This is a genomic window from Photorhabdus sp. RM71S, from assembly GCF_042879355.1.
Taxonomy (GTDB): domain Bacteria; phylum Pseudomonadota; class Gammaproteobacteria; order Enterobacterales; family Enterobacteriaceae; genus Photorhabdus; species Photorhabdus kayaii.
In genome coordinates, this window is the sequence record NZ_JBHFKV010000015.1 from 1 (window position 1) to 22,205 (window position 22,205).

A 22,205-nucleotide genomic window follows, 5' to 3' on the forward strand; every position below is an offset into this window, starting at 1 on the left:
GCGATTATCCAGTTGGGCAGCGCTGAGCCGGAGCGCGTTACCCGCTTCCAGCCGGCCCGCCTGATTGTCCAGCGTGTCTTTGACCGTCAGTGTCAGCGAGCCCTTGTCGGCGGCTACGAGGTTGCCGTGACGATTATCGACGGTCGTTGCCTTAAGGTTCAGGTTACCGTTACCGGCAATGGCGCCGTTCTGATTATTCAGGGTGTTCACCGTCAGAGACAGCGTATCTTTGCCGCGTTGTTGCATCAGCCCGTTTTGATGGCTCAGGGTGTCCGCATTGAGGGTAATCTGCCCGGCCTGCGTCTCGGCGTGGTTCAGTTGCAGTTCATCGGCCTGTATCGTCAGGGCGCCATTGGTGAGCAGTTTGCCCTTATCACCCAGCCAGCGTTGGATATTGAGTGACAGTTTGCCGTTGCCTGCCAGTTGCACTGTGCCCTGAGTGTTATCTGCCTGACGCGCAGTGAGATGCAGGTCCTCGCCCTGACTGGCAATGTTGCCCTGATGGTTGTTCAGTGTGTCCGTGGTAATTGTGAGCTGTTTGCTCTGGCTGAACAGGGTCCCGCCACCGTTATTCAACGTGTGGGTATTCAGCCGCCATTCACCGGTCCCGGTTTGATTAATTTTCCCCTGCTGGTTGGAGATAGCCGGCGTCGTAAGGTGGATTTCCTGTGCCACCAATTGCCCGCCGTCGTTGTTGAACTGGCCGGGGGTTTTCGCGCTAAAACGGTCGGCGTTGACGGTGGCGCGAGCGGTACTTATCCCCGATTGACTGGCCGTCAGTTGAATCTGGCTGGCTGCGGTCTGGCTGTCACTTAAGTCAATTTGTTGACTGTGGATCGCCAGCGTATCGGTCGCCAGATTTTTCCCATTGGCCTGAACGTGTTGCGCGGTCAGGGTCAGTGAACCGGGGCGGGTGGTGTTGCCCTTATCATTCAGTCCGGCGGCCCAGACGCTGTCATGGCTGCTGTGTATGGTGCCTGCGGTGACCGTGGTATCGCCGCGGGCTTCCACCCGGCCTTGATTCTTTAACGCGCCGCCCGCCTGTAAATTCACCGATGATTGTGACAGCAATTTGCCCGCGTTAGTCACATCGGCAGACGACGTTAATTGCAGCCCGTCACGGCTGCTGATGGCGCCGCGGTTTTCTATCCGGCCATCGGCGGTGATATGCACTTCCCCGGCTGAGGCCCCGATATTGCCGGCATTATGGACGCCCACCCCGGCTTCGGTGCCTATTAGCCTAATTTTATGGGCATACATGCCGCCCAGTGCCGCCACATCCAACGCAAACTCCGGGTGCTTCTCATTGTCTGCCGATTTTTTCTCAATCTGTTGATGCGTAATATCCACAATATTGCGCCCGGTAGTCACTTTCAGGTCTTGCGCATGTAATTTGGCGTTAATCGCCACGGAGCGGGCGATAATATCGGTGTAACTTTGCCGGGTGCTGTCCATGCCGTGCCCGTCAATCCGCACTTCCCCCTGATTGACATCAAACCCTTTCAATCGGCCCCGCTCCATCAGCGCCTGTCCGGTGGTGAGCGTGGTGCGGTGCGCATTAATAAAACCGCAACCGTTACAGGTGATACCGGCCGGGTTGGCAATAATCACCTCGGCTTTATGCCCGGCCACTTCAATCCAGCCGTTGAGGTGACTGCGGTCGTGGCTGTTGACTTCATTGAGGATAACGCTGGCGTCCCCTTTGGCTAACCACGGATTACCGGCCACCCTGCCGCCGAGTTGCGTCTGCGTGGCCTGATGGCTGTTATTGAGGATAACTCCTTGTTTATCCACATCAAACTGACGGTAGCTGTTGTGGGAAACGCCATCGGCTCCGGGCGTCTGGATATTGACCTGCGGCGTGCCGTTGGCGCTGCGAATAAGGGTCGGCTGCTGACGCCCCGGCGCCTGTCTATCGGCCACAATCGCCGCCTGTGCCGTGAGTGAAATCCCGCCCAGCGCTAACAAGAGACTGAATCGTAACGCCGTGAACCGGCAACGACACGACGGCAGAGATGGCCGACGAGCGCGGCGTCCCGTTCGTCCGCGCCCGGCACACACTATCTCAGCGACCACCATCCACATCTGACGGGCCTGATTAAAGATAATACGATATAACGGCTTGTTCATGATTTTTGCTCCACACAACATTACCCACTGGCAGTTTTGCTATTTGAATTAATACTGCCAATACAGGTTGAATCCGGCCGTGACCGGGGAGGTTTGGAAACCGGCGGGTTTGGACAGCGGGATGCCGACAAACAGGTCGTAGCTCACCCCTTTCAGGCTGCCTCGCCAGCCCAGGGCACTTCCCGCCAGGTGTTTTCCAAGCAGCGCGTCACTGCCCCGTCCGCCCACTTCGCCATAATCGATCCCCAGATACAGCGATTGCCCGCGTAGCGGGGTTTGCCAGTCCAGTTCGTTCCGGCTGTACCAACCCCGGTCAGCGGATAAGGTCAACTCGCCATCAAAGCCGCGTACCGTCCAGCGGCCGCCAATCGAAAAGCGATCCTGGGGCGTCAATGGGCTGGCGCTTATCTGGCGCAGATACTGGGTTTGATAAGAAAAGGGTTGAGAAAACAGCGTTACCGGCCCGGCCAGCGTCGCCGAGAACTGGGTGATTTTGGGTAAAGCCGTCCCTTCATTGCGGTACTCTTCCGGCGCCGGTTGCGCGCCAAACCAGCGCATGCCCTGTTGGTAAGTGACCTTGGTATCGAGAGTGGCGTTGCCGATAGCGTGATGATGGGACAGCCCCAGCTTCCAGCCTGCGGTTTCCCGGCGCTGAACATCGATTTCGGTGTGGTCAATAAAATTGCGGGACGCCCGGCGATAAATTTCACTGTTGAGCAGGGTTTTCTGGTCGGCGTTGCGGTGTAAAACCCGACTGATCTGGACCGCCAGATTTTGGCTTTTGCCCCGGTATTGGATCGCCTGATTCAGCCCGGCGATGGTCTGCATATAATCGTAATGACTGGCCGTCACGCTCGCCATCCAGTAGCCGAAGGGCAGCGAATAATAGAGCGTGTCGTTTTGGCTGCCTTTCCCGGCAGACGCGTGAATATCGCGCCCACCGGAGAGATAGAACAGGTCGCTTAACGCCAGCGGGTTATCCAGAAAAAAGGTGAATCCGCCCTGATAACGCCCGGTGCTTTTGGCGCCGGTATCATCCAGATACGTGGCGACTCGCCAGTGCCGGGACTGACGCCAGTCCAGCACAATATCACTCTCGCCCGGTTGCGCTGCCGGGACAATATTCATCTCCGCCTGAACGGTCGGGAAACGTTGCAAGTTTTCCAGTCCCTGCTCAATGTCCCGTAAATCCAGCAGTTTGCCTTCACGCGCGGGAAAGGGGGTTATCCGCTGGATATATTTCCCGCTGTCAGGGGTATAGCGGATATGCCGGATGTTGCCCGGTATCATCACCAGTTTTAGCGTTTGGGTATGCAAATCCTGACTGGGCGCTAATACTCGACTGGTGACATAACCATGATCGATAAGCTGATTTTGCAGCCGGGTCATCAGTTGGTTAATGCCCTGAGCGCCGAGGCAATGGTTTTCACCCTGTTGAGCGACACGCCTGAACGGCAACCAGTGCGGGAAATTTTCAGTGCCTGCCAACACGACGCGGGTGATCGGAAAACACGGCGTTTCCAGCGGAAAGGCGGATGACACCGCCTGTTCGGGGACAGACAGGTGAACCTCCGCAGGGGGTGGGGCTAATTGCGCCTCCAGGGCTTGCTGGCGGGCCTGTTGATGAATGAGTTGTTGTGCTGAGAGGTCGGCAGCCTGACTGCCTGAAACCACGCTATAAAAAACCGCAAACACTAAAATACTGCTTTTCATTGACTTTCTATTCCACAATGCCAGAGCGGTATTAACCACGAATTTAACTTAGCGATCAATATTTAGGATTGATGATCAACCGGGCATCTAAAATAGGGGATTGGTTAAGTTAGCAGCAAAAACAAGGGGTTATATTGAAAAGCAAAAAACAGGCCAATGTGATTATTTTGTGACAACATTGTATAAAAAACAGATTAATATTAATCATTTAATAACCAATACTAATAATTTCAAATTAATTTCATTTTTTGTGTTAATTATGTGATATACATCACATTTATGATGTTTTATTTCAGGATGAAATCACTGGAAAAGTGATGATTATCGTAAATTGGTGATGAAATATTATCTTTTTTGATGAGGTTAGATGGTAACTTTTAGCTCAGTTGGCAGAAAAATAAGACGCGGTATACCCTTATCGTTAAGCTCAATAGCAAACAGCATCAGAAGTCGTGCAAGCCGCCGTGAAAGTGTTATACGGGTTAAAACAAACGGTTAGGATTATCACATTCAACAACAGTTTGGTGTTTGCAGAGCATGAACTCATCAGTGAAAAATTAGAGGCACAAATTTACTTTTATCACACCTCTACTCACCTCAGGAAAAGAGGGGATCAATGGATTAATCAGGCAATACTTTCCAAAGGAACCAAACTGAATAAAGTCTCTGAGCAGGAAATAAATTTTGTGGTAAACCGATTAAGTAATCGCTCCCGAAAAACTAGGGGGTAAAACACCCAATGAATTATTTAAAGGAATGCGGATATGTTTACTTCCAGAGTAACGATATTGTACTTATTATATGAATCTTCCCTACACTATTAATAGGGTGATTCAAACTTATCCACCTTAATAAAAACCTACTTTTTATTTTAAGAAAAATAACTTCCTCACCAAAGAGATTATAAATTAATTTTAAAATCACACTCAGTAATAATTAGTATAGATAACCCAGTTACTCTCTAACAGAACAATGGACTAAGAAATAATAATAATATGAAATACCCAATTATAGTTATACTAAGGATGAAATTAACCAAAGAGGAGAATGAAAATGTCCATATCCCTTGAGTATTTTCAATCTGCAAAATTTGACGGTAATTTATATCTTAAATGTCACGGTGAAATTAGTAACGATACAGAAATAAAATACACCGTAACCAATTCAAACACAAAAGAGATATATGAACGTTATAGTGAAGATAATCAACTCATCTGTTTGACTTCACTTAAACCCGCAAATTATACAATAGAAACCACCATTAAAAAAGATGGTAAAACAATTGCTGCGCTTACACCAGAAAATATAGAAATAAAAGAATCAGACTTTCTGTTTGATATCGATAAAAAAATCGATGAGATAGATAAAGACAAAACTAATAATATCAATATTAACCATATTCCATCGAAACAGATACCTTCCAAAGAAAATACTACCTCTTTAAAAGGAAACAATGATATCCCAAACAAGAATTTGAAATATAACCTTGAGATTATGTTTTCCCCTGATGGCCTAAAAAAATTTGAAATAGAAAAAGATAATTTATTATCTATTTTTAATTCATCTCAACACGCAATAGAGATAAAACCTGTTTTTAATCAAGAAGATTTAGATAATAAAACCTGGAAAACACCAGAATTCAGTAAGTTAATTCACCTCTACAAGATAGATGCTGATATTAATCATGCTGATTTAATCAAGTTAGCCAATGAACTGGAGAAACTGGATTATGTCGAATTTTGCTCTCTTACGCCGATTTTGAAAGAGCTACCGCCACCGCCTTTACTTCTGTCCGAAGAGGAAACAATAATTCCTGAATTTGATACTACTCATATCGTTACACCTGATTTTTCACATCTACAGGGATATTTAGACGAACACAGCGGTATGAATATTAGGAAGGTCTGGGATGAAGGTTATAAAGGCAAAGGCGTCACTGTACACCATCTTGATTTTGGCGTTTATAGAAACCATGAAGATTTAGTTGGTAATATTACGGTTATCAACAGCCGCCCAGAAACACAAGATTGTAATCACGGCACAGCAGCCACCGGCTGTATTGCTGCAAAAGATAATAAATTCGGTGTGACGGGTATTGCTCACGAATGTCAATTTCGTTTTTATGACGTCGATGATTTTGACAGAATAATATATAGCTTTTTACCAGGAGATATTATTAGTTTAAATATTCAAACTGTAGCCAATAATAGATATTATCCTTTTACTTATCTCAAATCTAATTGGCAAAAAATAAAAAGCTGTGCTGATGCAGGGGCAATAATTATTTTCGCTTCTGGTAATAGTGGTCTTAATTTAGCCTATGACTTCACTTTCCCTAATTATGGCGATCCTGGCGGTATTATGATCGGTGCCTGTACATCAATTAATGGACACAGGTTAGGCTTTTCCAATCATAATCTTCACACCAGTTTAAACTCCTGGGGTGAGAATGTCACAACTACTGGGTACACAAACTTACAGTACCTACCAGGAAATAATAGAAATTATACTCGCAGTTATAATGGCACATCCAGCGCTACACCTTTAGTCGCAGGTGCGTTAGCGCTTATTCAATCCTATATTAAATCAAAATATCATAAATATCTTAATGGCACTCAAATAGCAGCACTGGTTAGAAGTAGCGGTTTTACAATAGGAGAATTACAAGGAATCGGCACGCGACCAAATGTCGCAAATGCTTTCAAATTAGTTGATCGTCTGTTTTCTTAATTAAAGTAAATGATTTCAGATTAAAGTCGTAATGCTTTATCAGGGCCACCCGTTATTCTACGGGTGGCCTTATATCAATTAAATAATTAATGCAGTTTTAATCGTGGACGGATAACACGGTTAATACCGCCAACAAGCATCATCAAGCCAGTTTTAATATAACCATGTAAAGCCACCTGATGCATACGATATAAAGAGATATAGACAGCACGAGCTATACGCCCTTCGATCATCATTGAACCACGCATCAAATTGCCCATCAAACTACCCACCGTACTAAATTTAGACAATGATACCAATGAGCCATAATCTTTGTAGGTATACTCTTTTAACGGTTTATCATGCAACAAGGCAATAATATTACTGTAACAGCGGCTAGCCATTTGATGAGCCGCCTGTGCCCTTGGTGGAACAAAACCACCTTCCTTCTTCGAGCATGAGGCACAATCACCAATGGCAAAAATATGATCATCAAGTGTCGTTTGCAGAGTTGGCTTTACCACTAGCTGATTAATTCGGTTAGTTTCAAGACCGGCAATATCTTTCATAAAATCAGGTGCTTTGATACCAGCAGCCCATACCATGAGATCAGCTTTAATCAGCTCACCTTCTTTAGTATTCAACCCACGTTCATCAGCGCTGGTCACCATAGTTTTGGTTAATACATGAACGCCAAGTTTTGTGAGTTCTTGATGTGCCGCAGCAGAAATACGTACCGGCAATGCAGGCAAAATTCGCTCCCCTGCTTCGACTAGTGTCACGTTCAATGCTTCTGAACTCAGCCCTTCAAAACCATAACTGTTAAGCTGTTTTACCGCATTGTGCAATTCCGCTGATAACTCAACACCTGTCGCACCACCGCCAACGATAGTAATATTAACCTTATCTTGCTGACCACAGTTTGCAGAATATTTAAGAAACAGATTCAACATTTCATTATGGAAACGGTGAGCCTGTTGTGGGTTATCCAGGAAGATACAATGCTCTTTCACACCTTGTGTATTAAAATCATTAGATGTACTTCCCAAGGCCATAACTAGAATGTCATAGCTCAATTCACGTTCAGGAACCAATACTTCGTTATATTCATCCCTGATCTCAGTCAAAGTAATTTTTTTGCTATCACGGTGAATATCAGTTAACGTCCCTAATTGGTAACTGAAATAGTGGTTACGGGCATGAGCCAGATAACTCAACGCATCAACCCCATCGTCAAGGGAGCCTGTTGCCACTTCATGTAATAACGGCTTCCATAAATGGCTTTGGTTACGATCCACTAGCACAATTTCTGCTTTCTTCTTACGACCCAACTTATGCCCCAGACTGGTTGCCAGTTCCAAACCACCGGCACCTCCACCAATGATAACAATTCTCTTCTTTGGTGTTGTCATGACTACTCCACTAAAATGTAAACCAAATGTTATTTAAGGACAGTAAAATAATACCTTTAAATAACATTTAGTTTTATACAAATAACTGATGTGATAATTACAGAATATCATGACTGGTTAGTGGGTCATACCAAAATTGAACAACATCAAATTCTTTTGAATAAATAAACATCAATCACAAAATTTGTCAATTTATTTTCAGTTGGTTGGATTCAGCTCTTATTTATTTTATTTTCTTATTTACATAGGAAATGAAATATGCTTCAAAAAAGATGCCTTAAAGAACCTGATATCAATGAAATTTTAGGAATGTGACCATGCTATGTATACAAAAAGCGGGATATTTTCCCGCACAATTAACATTAAAAGTTATTTATTTAGTAATAGAACAAACATAAGATACGACTTTACAAATTACCGCACACAACCTTGCCATTGCTCATGTAAAACCGTTAGTGCTTTATTAGCCTGTTGCCAACGTTTTGAATTCTTTAACTCATTCAGACTGTATTGACCACCTCGATGATACAATTCTGATAATTTCTCCACTTTGGTCAAAGGCAGATTATCAAGCACGCTAACTGCTCCATCACGGTTATTACATATCAAAATTATGTCACAACCTGCATTGAGAGCAGTCTGTCCGCGCTCAACATAACTTCCCATCATTGCCGCCCCTTCCATAGAGAGATCATCGGAAAATACCACGCCATTAAAGCCCAATTGCTGACGCAGCACTGATTTTAACCAATATGACGACCCGCTGGCGGGATGTTCATCTACCTGAGAATAGATCACATGAGCCGGCATAATCGCATCCAATAAATTACGCTGGATAAAATCACGGAAAATAGACATGTCATGATGACAAATCGCTTCTAACGGGCGATCATCACAGGGAGTTTCTTTATGAGAATCAGCATCGACAGCACCATGCCCCGGAAAATGTTTACCCGTCGATTTCATTCCGGCAGAATGCATGCCTTTAATAAAGTGCTCCGCCATCATCTTGGCCTGTTCAGGATCTTCATGGAATGAACGCTCACCAATAGCCACACACTGGTGACCTAAATCCAATACCGGTGCAAAGCTGATATCGATATCCATAGCAATCATTTCAGACGCCATCAACCAGCCCGCCTCTTCCGCCAATTGAGTGCCATTGAGATTGTCACTCAATCCAGCAAAAGATTGAGCCGCCGGTAAACAAGTGAAACCTTCTCGGAAACGCTGAACTCTGCCGCCTTCTTGATCAACAGCAATCACAAGACGATGACGAGAGGCCTCACGAATCTGACGGACTAATTCTCGTAATTGCTCAACATCATAAAAATTGCGGGTAAACAGAATTAATCCGCCCACTAATGGATGTTGCAAAATTTCCTTTTCTTCATTATCCAATTCATAACCGACAACATCTAACATGATCGGACCCATAACATTCCTCGCTTATATTCATATTACTGCAATCAATGCAGCTTAAAACGTTAGACCAAAAGAGAGACGCAACGGTTGTGCTAGTTCTAAAAAGTGTGGATCACCACTCTGTTTCCAGCGCACTTCAAACCACATTAAAATCATGTAATCAACCCAAGGTTGCCAACGTTTAATTTGGCGTTCTAATAGTGTCCGGTTTAAATATCCTGATGGCTGACTACAATAGTAATTCAAAAAATCCTGCTGCTGCGGCTCATCCCAATGATCAGTGCGAAACAACGCCGCTAACGCAAATCCAATATCAGTATCAGTTGCATATTCCCAATCAATGAGTTTCAGCCCTTGAGAGGTATTAAGCAAATTACCACAATGCACGTCCATATGAACGGGTGATAATTTTAGTATTGAAGGCATCGGAGATGACATAAAACGTTTATGCAGCCGCAACCAACAGGGAGTAAGACGCGCTTTATCAATTTGCAACCAATGGCTTTCTAGCTGATTCCTCAGTTGAAGCCGGTAACCAAACAGAGGCTGGTGATGCAAAATAGCCAATAATGCCGCCAGTTTTTGCAAAAAATCAGGCTGAGAAAACTCATTTTGCCCAATAATATGACCAGGCAACCACTCCAACATTAGCCAGTGAGGAACCATTGCTATGACTTGCGGAGCAATTTTTACCTGGCTGAGATGGCGTAAAATGGCGCTTTCACGCTGACGATTAACACCAAGCTGTTTCCCTTGCTGCCCCTGCCTGCGGCCGACAATATGATATTCACCATTGGTGGCATAATAACTCTCATTCGTCAGCCCACTTAACGGTCTTATCTTCCAATCGTTTACTGCGGTATGCGGCCATTGTTTGCGCAATGCCTGCAATAAACAATTATGATTATTTAACGTCACCGTGCCCTGACCAAAGAATCTCGCCCGTCTTTACCAGCATCAGTTGCATGACGATATCAAGCTTATCACTGTTACCTGAAACTATGGAATAGAGAACATAATCCGCATTCAAATAACGCGCCAGACCAATCGCTTTACTACGCAATCCCAAACTATCTTCTTCAGATAAGCCCAGAGATTGACGGGCATTTTGCACCTGATTTTGTGGTATTAATTCAAAAACATGCTCGCTACTGAGAGCCTGACGCAAAGTATCGGTTGCTTGCATGGTTTGTAATGCGCCGTTAGTATTATTTTTCACTGTATCAACTAATAGTAACTTCGCGTTTTCCAACCCATGAGCCTTAACGAGTTGCTCTACTAATGGTTGCACTGTATTTTCCCAGTCAACCGCGCTCATTTTAGGAGGCTCTGGTACCTTTTCAGATGGTGGTGTCGGTTTTTCCGATGGGGTCACTGGTACAACCGGCGTCGGAGGTTCAGGCTGCTCCGGTGGCAAGGATGGACATCCCGCCAAAAACATAACCGATAGTGCTACAAAAAGAATTCTTTTCATCAACCTATTCCAATTACAGAGTTTTAAAAAACAGATAAGTTTTTGCTGTGACACCAGCAACAAATTATCAGTTCAACTCCAATGATAAATTTGCAGCATTTATTTAAAAAATCGAAATATTCAGGGGCCAGCTTAAAATAAACATCCCCCCGAATATCTGCCTATGTCCATGAATTTCAGTACTTCACATCGACTTCATCAACAATGGCCCTAAATGGCGACCACCAACCAAATGCATATGAATATGATAAACCTCCTGCCCCGCATGGCGATTACAGTTCATAATCAAACGATATCCATCTTCAGCAATGCCTTCTTGTTCAGCAATTTTTGCTGCAACCGTCATCATTCGACCTAATGCTGCTTCATGCTCCGGTTTAACATCGTTCACTGTTGGGATCAGGTCATTTGGAATAATCAAAATATGAGTCGGGGCCTGTGGAGAAATATCGCGGAATGCAGTGACCAGATCGTCCTGATAAACAATATCAGAAGGTATTTCACGGCGAATAATTTTACTGAAAATAGTTTCTTCTGCCATCACATTTTCCTTTTATAAAAAAACAACAGATATATGAGCGCTTACAAACCAAAGATTCAAGTTGATAAATCAAATTTTGTCCACATCAATATGAAATAAATCGCAAAAATTCTGTGTGGTCACTTCTGCCAATGCCTCAATATTCACCCCCTTGAGTACAGCCATATATTCCGCAACATCACGCACATAAGCAGGCTGGTTTTCTTTACCACGATGAGGCACAGGTGCAAGATAAGGAGAATCGGTTTCAATTAGAATACGATCCAATGGTACATATCTTGCTGCTTCACGGATCTGCTCCGCATTACGGAAAGTAACAATACCAGAGAATGAAATATAGAAGCCTAAATCCAGTAATTCTCTAGCCGTATCTTTATCTTCGGTAAAACAGTGCAAAACACCACCACATTCTCGTGCCTGTTCTTCACGTAATACCCTCAAAGTATCATCACGGGCACTACGGGTATGAACGATAACAGGCTTGTTGAGTTTGCGTCCGATACGGATATGTTCACGAAATGAAGTGCGCTGTAATTCAGCATTATCCTGTTGATAATAGTAATCCAGCCCAGTTTCACCTAGTGCAACAACTTCATTCCCAGCAGCTAAACGCGCTAACTCATCAAAATTATAACCTTCATCCAAGTTAAGTGGATGAATACCACAGGAAAATACGATATTTTCCCGTTCACCAATTAGGGTTTTCATTTGCTGGAAACCGGGTAGCGTCGTCGCTACTGCCAGCATAAATTTAACTTCCCGATCTGCCGCTTTCGCAACAACATCATCTACATTTTTATGTAGGTTTTCATAATCGAGACAATCGAGATGACAATGCGAATCAACTAACAACATATTTAAACTCGTATACAAAAAGATTTCAGGGTTATGAAGTAAACTGTTTTTCCCAATTAAGCAACTGTTCTGCCAGTAACAATTCCCAATTTACGCCCACGACTGAAAGCAACTGATGACGACAAGACATCCAGTCATCAACGCTTTGCAGTAAAACAGCCATAGTATGCATGGAACTCAATTGATAAATCAGCGTTTGTTGATCCTGATTGATACAATAACGCTGTAACTGCTGTTGCCACTTCACCGCATCAAATAACAAACTGATAAGCCAATGAAGGCGTTGTGGCGCATTTTCATGATTCAGTTGGGGTAAAAGTGACAAAGCATCACGTTTATCCAAAGCCTGTTTAACAGCCTGGCAAAACTGTTCCCGTATCTGCCATTGCTCCGGTTGCAACAATTGTTCTGCTGCTACAGGTGCTCCCTGAGACAGTTTCAAGGCTGTCATTGCATCGACCGAAGAAATTAAAGGCAACTGTTTTTGCAACCAATAAAGGCTACTTTCCGTCTCAGGTACCGGCAGAAAATAGTAAAAACAGCGGCTGCGTAAAGTAGCCAAAAGACTGGACGGCTGCCGACATTTCAGAAGAAAATAGGTATGTTCCGGCGGCTCTTCCAACGTTTTCAATAATGCATTGGCAGCAGCATCTGTCAGACATTCGGTCAAAGGTAACCAGACAATTTTTACCCCACCTTGCTGAGAACGGCTATAGAGTTTTTCCGTAATTTGCCGTACCGCTTCCACACCAACACTGGTTTTCCCCTTCTCCGGTGACATAATATGCCAATCAGGATGAGTTTCTGCCATCATCAGGTGACAACTATGACACTTTCCACAACTTTTCATCCCCTGTCTATTCCGACACATTAACCATCGGCTTAATCCATAGATCAACACATCGGCCCCAGTACCTGCATTAGCATGAACCAATAAAGCATGATGGCCTCGTCCTTGCTGATGAGATTCCACCAACTGACGATATGCCTGATTAAGCCACGGATACCAATTCATTTAGCCATTTTCCTGCCGCTTCAGCCATTGCCCAAACACCTGGCAAATATCGGCTTGTACTTGCTCTATTGGTTGAGCCGCATCAACGGTCACAATACGCTTATCCTGTGCTGCAAACTCCAGGTAACGACTGCGCGTACGATCAAAAAAATCTATCGACTCTTTTTCAATTCGATCTAACTCTCCACGCTCACGGGCACGCAGTAAACCAATTTGAGGAGGAAGATCGAGATAAATAGTCAGGTCAGGACGAAAATCACCCAGCACAGTATCACGTAGCGAAGTCATCAAGTTTTTATCAATACCACGTCCTCCCCCTTGATATGCCTGGGAAGAGAGGTCATGACGATCACCCACAACCCATGTGCCACGGGCCAAAGCAGGTTTAATCACATTTTCGACTAATTGAACTCTGGCTGCATATAACATTAACACCTCTGCTTTATCCGTCAGAGGTTCACCTTCAACACCTTGTTTAATTAACCCACGTAATTTTTCTGCCAGAGGTGTTCCACCCGGTTCACGGGTAAAAATTAAATTCTGAATACCGTGCTGCTGCAATATTTCAACGACTGTTTTCATCGCTGACGTTTTTCCTGCACCTTCCAGCCCTTCAATAACAATAAATTTGCCGTTCATTTGTCCTGTTTTAACCTCTGACGGTAAATATTTACCGCCTTGTTATGCGCAGCCAGATTGGTTGTAAAAGTATGACCACCTTTGCCATTCGCCACAAAATAGAGAAATTCGGTTTTTGCCGGGTGTGCAGCCGCTTTTATAGAAGTAAGACCAGGCATTGCAATCGGTGTAGGGGGCAGACCATTAATCATATAAGTATTGTAGGGCGTCAATGTCGTTAAATCTTTACGAAAAATAGTGCCTGTATATTTTTCACCTAAACCATAAATCACTGTCGGATCAGTTTGAAGTCGCATATTCAACCGTAAACGATTAATAAACACAGAAGCAACTTTTGTCCGCTCAGCCTCAACACCGGTCTCTTTTTCAATAATCGACGCCATAATCAACATTTCATAAGCATTATTATAGGGCAGATTTTTGTCGCGACCTTCCCATTCCTCTTCCAGCGTCATTTTCATCTGTCGATATGCTCGTTTCAGCAATGTTACATCGCTTGTGCCTGCCGTATAGTGATAGGTATCAGGATAAAGCCACCCTTCCAGAGTATCTGTATCTTTAATATCGAGTATTTCAGCCAATTCCTGAGCATCTTTATTATCCAATTCATGTTTAAGATATTCAGATTGCTGTAGTATTTTCCACCAGTCAGATAAACGGCTACCTTCAACAAAACGGACCGTAAATTGCGCTTCTTTACCACTAGAGAATAATTGCAACATTTCCCGTAAAGTCATTTCTCGCGTTAATTGGTAAGTTCCCGCCTTGAACTCGGCAAGTTTTGGCTCCAACCTTAATAACCAAGGGAAAATATGACTATCTTCAATCAGGTTATCCCGAACCAGTAACGCTTCCAAACCATGACGACCAATACCTGCTGGTAGGGTAAATATTCGATCCTGTTTAATTGTTAGTGTTTGATCCGCAAATTTTTCAACTTTTTCATAGCCAGCATAGAGTAATATCGCTGCCGTAATGACAATCAAAGCCAATAGGGCAAAAAGGCGTTTTTTCCATTTCATCAATTAATCTAATCACTTAAACACATTGTTCACTTAAACACACGGTTCACTTAAATACGTCGTGAATTACAACTTCAGACATTCAGGAAGCAAATATTCATACAGTTCCCTTGACTGATATTTCCATCCGGGCTGATTTTCATGAGCTTGAATTTCTTTGACAGATATCACTGGCATTAAAGAATTACAAACTATCACTTCATCTGCATCAGCCAATGTTTCGGGATAACAGCTTACACAAGAAAAGTGATAATCGCTTTCCGATAATAACGCGATTATTCTTTCCCGCATCACACCTTCGATACCACAACCTCGTAAATCAGGAGTATACACATCTTTTCCTTTACGCCAGAAAATGTTTGCAGTACAACATTCAACCAGAAAACCATCAGTATCAAGTACCAGAGCTTCATCAGCATTTGATTTTTCGATAAATGTTTTAATCAATATCTGTTCTAATCGATTAAGGTGTTTAATTCCGGCAAGATAGGGGTTTATTCCCATCGGTACCGGACTGAGCACCATAGATAAACCTTCCTGACGCTGTTTCAAATACTTATCGGGATAAGGACTCAGAGACAAGATCTGATTAGATTGCGTAAACCCCTGAGCACTATAGCCACGCCCTCCGGTTCCACGGGAAATAATAACTTTAAGTACACCTTGTTCAGTCGTGGAGACAATCTGTCTTATATGACTTTCAAGCTGTTGCCAATCGGGTTGTGGAAGATATAACCTTTCAACGCCTTTTTGTAATCTTTGGATATGTAGTGACAACAAAGCGGCCTGCCCCTGTTCTATTCTTGCTGTTGTGAAGCAACCATCACCGAATTGAACTGAACGATCATTGGCCGGTAAATAGTCGCACTGCTCTCCATTAATCCAATACATATAATTTTGTTCTTAATTATTCAAAAAAGGCATTTCAATGCAATTTATCAACAAGCGGTATCATAGTATATCGCTGATACCAGTGCAAAATGTCCATGATTCTTGCCACAAAAAAAGCTCCAATAATTATTAACTATTGGAGCTCTCTATACTATCGCCTTAAAGTATTTACAAAATCATACTGAGCGGAACTCAACCGTATTTTTCTGTAATATCAAGCTCTACCTGTTAATCAGGTTTAATCTTACGGAAAATCAGTGAGCCGTTAGTGCCACCGAAACCGAAAGAATTACACAATGCATATTCCATCCCCTCTACCTTACGGGACTCATTTGGCACGAAATCCAGACGGCAGTTCTCATCCTGATTTTCCAGGTTGATAGTCGGCGGAACAACTTGATCACGTAATGCCAGGATAGTGAAAATAGATTCAACCGCCCCCGCAGCACCCAATAAATGACCCGTCATTGATTTGGTAGAACTCACTAAAACATCAGTGCCTTCACCAAACACGGACTCAACTGCATGGGCTTCCGCTAAGTCGCCAGCAGATGTTGAAGTACCGTGAGCATTAATATATCCCACTTGCTTGGTAGTGATACCGGCATCTTTCAGAGCATTTTCCATCGCCAACGCAGCACCTGCACCATTTTCTGGTGGTGACGTCATATGATAAGCATCGCTGCTCATGCCAAAGCCAACGATTTCTGCATAAATTTTCGCACCACGCCTCTTCGCATGCCCATACTCTTCCAGTACCAAGATACCTGCACCATCCCCCAGAACAAAACCATCACGGCCTTTATCCCACGGACGACTTGCACCTTGTGGATTATCGTTACGGGTAGATAAAGCACGGGCAGCGCCAAAACCACCAACCCCCAGAGGAGTACTGGCTTTTTCTGCACCACCGGCTAGCATAATGTCAGCATCATTATAAGCAATAATACGGGCAGCATGACCAATATTATGTACACCTGACGTACATGCTGTGGCGATAGAAATACTTGGGCCACGCAAACCGTAAATAATACTCAGATGACCTGCTACCATATTTACGATCGTAGAAGGTACGAAGAACGGGCTGATCTTACGAGGACCACTCGCCACCAACGCCCCGTGATTTTCTTCAATCAGACCCAAACCACCAATACCAGAACCAATAGCAGCACCAAAACGACTAGCATTGGCTTCTGTTACTTCAATTCCAGAATCTTCAATGGCTTGCACACCTGCTGCAATACCATATTGAATGAAATCATCCATTTTTCGTGCATCCTTGCGCGAAATATTGAAATCTTCATGATTAAAATCTTTAACCAGACCAGCAAACTTAGTTGCATGGTGACTGGTGTCAAAATGGTCAATAAGGCTGATACCACTCTGTCCGGCACAAACAGCTTTCCAAGAAGATTCAGCTGTATTACCGACAGGAGATAACATGCCTAGTCCGGTCACAACTACTCGACGCTTAGACACGCTTATCCTCCAAGGAGGGAAATTATTTAGGGCAGAAACATAGGCGGTCGAATGACCGCCTAGGTGTGTTCACTTATTCGCTTTGGTTCTGGACGTAATCAATAGCTGCCTGAACTGTAGTGATCTTTTCTGCTTCTTCATCTGGAATTTCGATATCGAACTCTTCTTCCAGAGCCATTACCAGTTCAACTGTGTCAAGAGAATCAGCGCCCAAGTCATCTACAAAAGAAGCTGAATTAACGACTTCTTCCTCTTTAACACCAAGTTGTTCAACGATGATTTTTTTAACGCGTTCTTCAATAGTGCTCATGCTATTAAATTTCCTATCAAAATTCGCTTTCGCGATGGTTTTCGTAGTTTATAAAATACAGGAAAAGATGCAACCCAATCCCGGCTGGTCGAACCACAAACTTGCTCTATTTTGCGTTATTTGACACAAAAAATGCAACTGGTTCGCTCATTTTTTAGTTCATATACATGCCGCCATTGACATGTAATGTTTCGCCTGTGATGTAAGCCGCTTCATCAGAAGCGAAGAAAGCCACAGCACTAGCAATTTCTTTTGCATCCCCAAGCCGCTTAGCGGGGATATCATTCGAAAAGTTCGCCAACTGCTCTTCTGGCAATGCTTTTAGCATATCAGTTTCAATAAGCCCTGGCGCAACAACGTTAACAGTAATACCACGGGAAATTACTTCCCGAGCCAATGTCTTGCTGAAACCAACAAGCCCTGCTTTCGCCGCTGCATAGCTTGCCTGCCCAACATTCCCCATCGATCCAACAACAGAACCAACAGAGATGATACGACCGTAACGTTTTTTTATCATAAAGCGCATCGCCGCTTTTGACATACGGAAAACGGATGAAAGATTAGTGTCAATAACATGCTGCCATTCATCATCCTTTATACGCATCACCAGATTATCACCGGTGATACCCGCATTGTTCACTAAAATGTCAAGCCCGCCACACTCTGTTCGGATGGTAGACATAAGCTGTTCAATCGATTCCGGCTCAGTGACATCCAGTACAAAACCTTTACCTTTTTCACCAAGGTAAGCACTGATGACTTCAGCGCCTTTATCGCTTGTTGCTGTACCAATGATATAGGCTCCACGCTCTGCTAATAGCTCAGCAGTTGCACGGCCGATCCCACGGCTAGCACCTGTTACTAATGCAATCTTTCCATCTAATCTCATATTGCCCTCAATTATTTTCCAATGCAGTTATTAGTGTAGCTGTGTCATTAACTGCTGCTGCGCTTAAGGTATTGACAATTCGTTTAGTTAAACCTGTCAAAACTCTACCTGGCCCTATTTCTAATAGCTGCCCAACACCCTGTCCAGCAATAAATTCAACTGCTTCTCTCCAACGGACAGGATTATAGAGTTGTCGTACCAGTGCATCACGGATAGCTTCAGCAGATTGTTCTATTTTCACATCAACATTATTTACCACCGGGAACTGAGGATGGCTAAATTCAATTCCTTCCAAAACAACTGCCAGCTTATCTGCGGCGGGTTTCATCAGTGCACAATGCGACGGTACACTGACTGCCAAAGGCAGCGCTCGTTTCGCGCCTGCGGCTTTACATGCATCACCAGCACGCTCTACCGCCTCTTTCTCACCCGCAATAACAACCTGGCCAGGTGAGTTAAAGTTAACAGGAGAAACAATTTGCCCCTGAGCTACTTCTTTACAGGCACGATCAATGGATTCATTATCTAAACCAATAATAACATACATTGCACCAGTACCTTCAGGTACAGCTTCTTGCATCAATTTGCCACGCAGTTCAACAAGTCTAACTGCTTGTTTGAAATCAATGACACCTGCACAAACCAGTGCAGAATATTCACCAAGGCTATGTCCAGCCATCAGTGATGGTGCTTTTCCACCTTTTTCCTGCCAAACCCGCCAGATAGCAACCGATGCGGCCAACAACGCGGGTTGAGTTTGCCATGTTTTATTCAGTTCTTCTTCTGGTCCCTGTTGAACCAGAGCCCAGAGATCATATCCCAGCACATCAGACGCTTCAGCGAAAGTTTGCTCGATAACCGGGAACGCTGTAGCCAAATCGGCCAACATACCAAGGTCTTGAGAACCCTGACCAGGAAATACCATTGCAAATTCAGACATAGACATGTTCATCTTCCTGTCAAATTAAAAACGTATCAGTGCTGAACCCCAAGTAAGGCCACCACCAAAAGCCTCAATTAAGATTAACTGACCGCGCTTAATCCGGCCATCACGTACTGCTTCATCAAATGCTGTGGGTACCGATGCCGCAGAAGTATTACCGTAACGATCCAGCGTTACCACTACTTTATCCATTGTCATATTTAATTTTTTAGCTGTCGCTGCGATAATACGCAAATTAGCCTGATGAGGTACCAGCCAATCCAACTCACTATATGGTAAGTTATTTGCTTCTAAAGTCTCATCAACTATGTTAGCCAATTCACGGACTGCAATCTTAAATACTTCATTACCGATCATACTAGCATACGCGGGTTCTTTTAGATTCTGACGCTCCTGATAAGGCAATACCAACAATTCACCATAGCTACCATTTGCATGAAGGTGAGTTGAAAGAATTCCTGGCTCATTAGAAGCCCCTACCACCATAGCACCTGCACCATCGCCAAACAGGACAAGTGTTCCGCGATCTTCTGGATCAAGTGTTCTGGTAATAGAATCGGAACCAATAACCAATGCATGTTTTGCCGCACCGGTTTTAATAAACTTATCAGCAATACTCAGTGCATAAACAAAACCAGAACAAGCAGCAGAAATATCAAAAGCCGCTGAATTTTGGGTACCCAACATGTGCTGAATTTGGCACGCAGAACTGGGGAAAGCATGGGTGGATGAAGCTGTTGCAACAATGATTAAATCAATCTGCTCTTTATCAATGCCAGACATTTCAATTGCTTTCTTTGCAGCCCGGAACCCCATAACCGCAACAGTTTCATCATCAGTAGCAATACGACGCTCGCGGACACCTGTACGGGTAATAATCCACTCATCAGAAGTATCCACCATTTTTTCTAAATCAGCATTAGTACGCACTTGCGCAGGTAGATAACTACCTGTACCTAAAATTTTTGTATACATGTATGTTCAGTCACTCTTGGGTAATGCTGTTTCCAGGCGTGCAGCAATTCTATCAGGAACCTGCCTTTCAACGGCCTGAACAGCCTGTTCGATTGCGGCTTTAAACGCATGCTCATTAGCCGCCCCATGGCTTTTGATTACAATTCCATATAATCCTAACAGACATGCGCCATTATACTGGTCAGGGTTCAGGTGACCGAAGCGTTTTGTCATCCGTTTTTGCAGCCACTTCTTGACTATTCTCAACAACCAGGAAAATTTTTTCTTTTGTCCATCCGATGATTTAAGCAGGGATAAGATAACTCTAATCGCCCCTTCCATCGTTTTTAACGTCACGTTACCTGCGAAGCCGTCACATACCAATACATCGCTCTTACCTGTCAGTAATTCGTCACCTTCCAGATAACCAATGTAATTTATCGTCGGAATGCGCTTTAAAATAGTGGCGGCTTCGCGGATATTATCCAGCCCTTTACTCTCTTCCGTACCAATGTTAAGCAATGCTACTGCGGGATTAACCACCCCCACGACTTCCTCGGCCATTACTGAACCCATAATGGCGAATTGCACCAACATGCGGCTATCGCAATTAACATTGGCACCTAAATCCAATACGACAGTTTGCCGCTGTTTCAGATTTGGCAACACGGTCATCAAAGCAGGTCTTTCAATGCCTTCTATCAATTTTAGCATCAATTTAGATAACCCCATCAATACTCCGGTGTTTCCTGCACTGATACACGCCTGCGCTTCACCTGATTTCACTAAATCCAAGGCAATACGCATTGACGTTCCTCGGCTGTTACGAATCGCTTGCGACGGTTTCGCATCATTAGCCACAACCCGTTCAGCAGGAACCACGTGTAAACGACTGAGCAACTCAGCATCACTATTTACAAGCATCGGAGAAATGATATCGGGGATTCCGACCAGCAATAATTTAAGTCTAGGGTTAGACGCCAGTGCCTGCAATGCAGCAGGCACCGTAACGCGAGGACCAAAGTCCCCGCTCATGGCATCTAACGCTAAAGTCAGATTAGTCAAGGTATCAACTTGCTAATGACTGGCGGAGATTATTTGTTGATGACTTTGCGGCCACGGTAGTAGCCATCAGCAGTCACATGGTGACGCAGGTGAGTTTCACCAGAAGTTTTATCTACAGATAGTAATGGTGCAGTCAGTGCATCATGAGAACGACGCATACCACGTTTAGAACGAGTTGGTTTATTCTGTTGTACGGCCATTGACCTTACTCCTTAAGTACTTTTCTTTAAGCTGGCTAATACGGCAAATGGGTTTGGTTTTTCAGCCTCTAGAGGTAATTCACCAAACACCATGTCCGCTTCGGACACTTCACAGTGTTCAGAATCATGTACCGGAACTACCGGCAGAGAAAGAATTATTTCATCTTCAATCATTGCCAGCAAATCTATTTCGCCAAATTCGTTAACGTCAATTGGCTCATACTCTTCCGGTAATGCTTCAGCCTGTTCATCATTGACGACCGGGCTAAAACAATATGTTATGTGAACGTGATGGCTGAAATTACCGCCACAACGCTGACATTCAAGCGTAACATCCACATCGGAATGCCCACGCACAACCGCCAGACGTTGGTTATCTATCTGAAACGATAAAACGCTGTCTACATCATTGTCCACGCTAACCACAGATTCCGCGATACGCAAAACTTGCTCAGGTGAATAACTACCTGCGTAGTCTAATCGTTTCTGAGCTGCGCGAAGCGCATCAATGGTCAGGGGTAATTTTACCTTTTGCATAA

The 22,205-nt window shown here is 44.0% G+C and carries 21 protein-coding genes and 1 pseudogene; 2 read left to right on the forward strand and 20 right to left on the reverse strand.

Going from position 1 to position 22,205, the window contains the following annotated elements; translation table 11 throughout:
* Nucleotides 1-2,130 (reverse strand): filamentous hemagglutinin N-terminal domain-containing protein (locus ACGF5R_RS10230; protein ID WP_387690721.1); only part of this gene is annotated, 2,130 nt, incomplete at its 3' end.
* Nucleotides 2,131-2,178: 48 nt separating this feature from the next.
* Nucleotides 2,179-3,843, reverse strand: a complete 1,665-nt coding sequence (locus ACGF5R_RS10235) for a ShlB/FhaC/HecB family hemolysin secretion/activation protein (protein WP_387690723.1) — start codon at nt 3,841-3,843, stop codon at nt 2,179-2,181.
* A gap of 399 nt (nt 3,844-4,242) precedes the next feature.
* On the opposite strand from ACGF5R_RS10235, the pseudogene ACGF5R_RS10240 reads away from it, so the two are divergent.
* Both ACGF5R_RS10240 and ACGF5R_RS10245 read left to right on the forward strand, forming a co-directional pair.
* A pseudogene (locus ACGF5R_RS10240) lies at nt 4,243-4,626 on the forward strand (IS30 family transposase); the annotation flags it as partial.
* A gap of 270 nt (nt 4,627-4,896) precedes the next feature.
* Nucleotides 4,897-6,573 (forward strand): S8 family peptidase, encoded by a 1,677-nt coding sequence (locus ACGF5R_RS10245; RefSeq protein ID WP_387690725.1) that lies wholly within the window; start codon nt 4,897-4,899, stop codon nt 6,571-6,573.
* Between the two features lie 86 nt (nt 6,574-6,659).
* Here the strand turns inward: ACGF5R_RS10245 and ACGF5R_RS10250 are convergent, their stop codons facing one another.
* The 18 genes from ACGF5R_RS10250 to yceD all read right to left on the reverse strand — a co-directional run bounded on the left by ACGF5R_RS10250 (nt 6,660) and on the right by yceD (nt 22,203).
* Nucleotides 6,660-7,964 carry an NAD(P)/FAD-dependent oxidoreductase gene (locus ACGF5R_RS10250; RefSeq protein WP_387690727.1) on the reverse strand — a complete coding sequence of 435 codons (1,305 nt, stop codon included), beginning with the start codon at nt 7,962-7,964 and terminating at the stop codon, nt 6,660-6,662.
* Nucleotides 7,965-8,378: 414 nt separating this feature from the next.
* Nucleotides 8,379-9,401: a beta-N-acetylhexosaminidase gene (nagZ, locus tag ACGF5R_RS10255; RefSeq protein WP_112878483.1), complete on the reverse strand. Its 1,023-nt coding sequence runs from the start codon at nt 9,399-9,401 to the stop codon at nt 8,379-8,381.
* 42 nt (nt 9,402-9,443) lie between these two features.
* Nucleotides 9,444-10,307, reverse strand: a complete 864-nt coding sequence (thiK, locus tag ACGF5R_RS10260) for a thiamine kinase (RefSeq protein ID WP_112878484.1) — start codon at nt 10,305-10,307, stop codon at nt 9,444-9,446.
* Nucleotides 10,294-10,863 carry a penicillin-binding protein activator LpoB gene (lpoB, locus tag ACGF5R_RS10265; RefSeq protein WP_387690729.1) on the reverse strand — a complete coding sequence of 190 codons (570 nt, stop codon included), beginning with the start codon at nt 10,861-10,863 and terminating at the stop codon, nt 10,294-10,296. The genes thiK and lpoB overlap by 14 nt, the downstream gene beginning before the upstream one ends.
* Nucleotides 10,864-11,047: 184 nt before the next feature.
* Complete coding sequence (gene hinT, locus ACGF5R_RS10270) at nt 11,048-11,404, reverse strand: purine nucleoside phosphoramidase (RefSeq protein ID WP_112878486.1); 357 nt, start codon at nt 11,402-11,404, stop codon at nt 11,048-11,050.
* Between the two features lie 69 nt (nt 11,405-11,473).
* Nucleotides 11,474-12,259 carry a metal-dependent hydrolase gene (locus ACGF5R_RS10275; RefSeq protein WP_112878487.1) on the reverse strand — a complete coding sequence of 262 codons (786 nt, stop codon included), beginning with the start codon at nt 12,257-12,259 and terminating at the stop codon, nt 11,474-11,476.
* A gap of 31 nt (nt 12,260-12,290) precedes the next feature.
* Nucleotides 12,291-13,274, reverse strand: coding sequence for a DNA polymerase III subunit delta' (holB, locus tag ACGF5R_RS10280; RefSeq protein ID WP_112878488.1), 984 nt, complete (start codon nt 13,272-13,274; stop codon nt 12,291-12,293).
* Complete coding sequence (tmk, locus tag ACGF5R_RS10285) at nt 13,275-13,913, reverse strand: dTMP kinase (protein WP_112878489.1); 639 nt, start codon at nt 13,911-13,913, stop codon at nt 13,275-13,277.
* Nucleotides 13,910-14,935, reverse strand: coding sequence for an endolytic transglycosylase MltG (gene mltG, locus ACGF5R_RS10290; RefSeq protein ID WP_387690731.1), 1,026 nt, complete (start codon nt 14,933-14,935; stop codon nt 13,910-13,912). The genes tmk and mltG overlap by 4 nt, the downstream gene beginning before the upstream one ends.
* 66 nt (nt 14,936-15,001) lie before the next feature.
* The gene (pabC, locus tag ACGF5R_RS10295; protein WP_387690733.1) at nt 15,002-15,826 is read right to left on the reverse strand and encodes an aminodeoxychorismate lyase; all 825 of its coding nucleotides are present in this window, start codon (nt 15,824-15,826) and stop codon (nt 15,002-15,004) included.
* Between the two features lie 228 nt (nt 15,827-16,054).
* Nucleotides 16,055-17,305, reverse strand: coding sequence for a beta-ketoacyl-ACP synthase II (gene fabF / locus ACGF5R_RS10300; RefSeq protein ID WP_112878492.1), 1,251 nt, complete (start codon nt 17,303-17,305; stop codon nt 16,055-16,057).
* A 73-nt stretch (nt 17,306-17,378) separates the two neighbouring features.
* Nucleotides 17,379-17,615 carry an acyl carrier protein gene (gene acpP, locus ACGF5R_RS10305; RefSeq protein WP_011147052.1) on the reverse strand — a complete coding sequence of 79 codons (237 nt, stop codon included), beginning with the start codon at nt 17,613-17,615 and terminating at the stop codon, nt 17,379-17,381.
* A 154-nt stretch (nt 17,616-17,769) separates the two neighbouring features.
* Nucleotides 17,770-18,504, reverse strand: coding sequence for a 3-oxoacyl-ACP reductase FabG (fabG, locus tag ACGF5R_RS10310; RefSeq protein WP_387690735.1), 735 nt, complete (start codon nt 18,502-18,504; stop codon nt 17,770-17,772).
* Nucleotides 18,505-18,511: 7 nt separating this feature from the next.
* Nucleotides 18,512-19,444: an ACP S-malonyltransferase gene (gene fabD / locus ACGF5R_RS10315; protein WP_112878528.1), complete on the reverse strand. Its 933-nt coding sequence runs from the start codon at nt 19,442-19,444 to the stop codon at nt 18,512-18,514.
* Nucleotides 19,445-19,468: 24 nt separating this feature from the next.
* Complete coding sequence (locus ACGF5R_RS10320; protein ID WP_112878494.1) at nt 19,469-20,422, reverse strand: beta-ketoacyl-ACP synthase III; 954 nt, start codon at nt 20,420-20,422, stop codon at nt 19,469-19,471.
* A gap of 6 nt (nt 20,423-20,428) precedes the next feature.
* A complete protein-coding gene (plsX, locus tag ACGF5R_RS10325; protein WP_112878495.1) occupies nt 20,429-21,466 on the reverse strand; it encodes a phosphate acyltransferase PlsX in 1,038 nt (345 codons plus the stop codon).
* Between the two features lie 29 nt (nt 21,467-21,495).
* The gene (gene rpmF / locus ACGF5R_RS10330; protein ID WP_011147057.1) at nt 21,496-21,666 is read right to left on the reverse strand and encodes a 50S ribosomal protein L32; all 171 of its coding nucleotides are present in this window, start codon (nt 21,664-21,666) and stop codon (nt 21,496-21,498) included.
* Nucleotides 21,667-21,678: 12 nt separating this feature from the next.
* Nucleotides 21,679-22,203, reverse strand: a complete 525-nt coding sequence (gene yceD / locus ACGF5R_RS10335; protein ID WP_036782159.1) for a 23S rRNA accumulation protein YceD — start codon at nt 22,201-22,203, stop codon at nt 21,679-21,681.
* Nucleotides 22,204-22,205 lie beyond the last annotated feature (2 nt).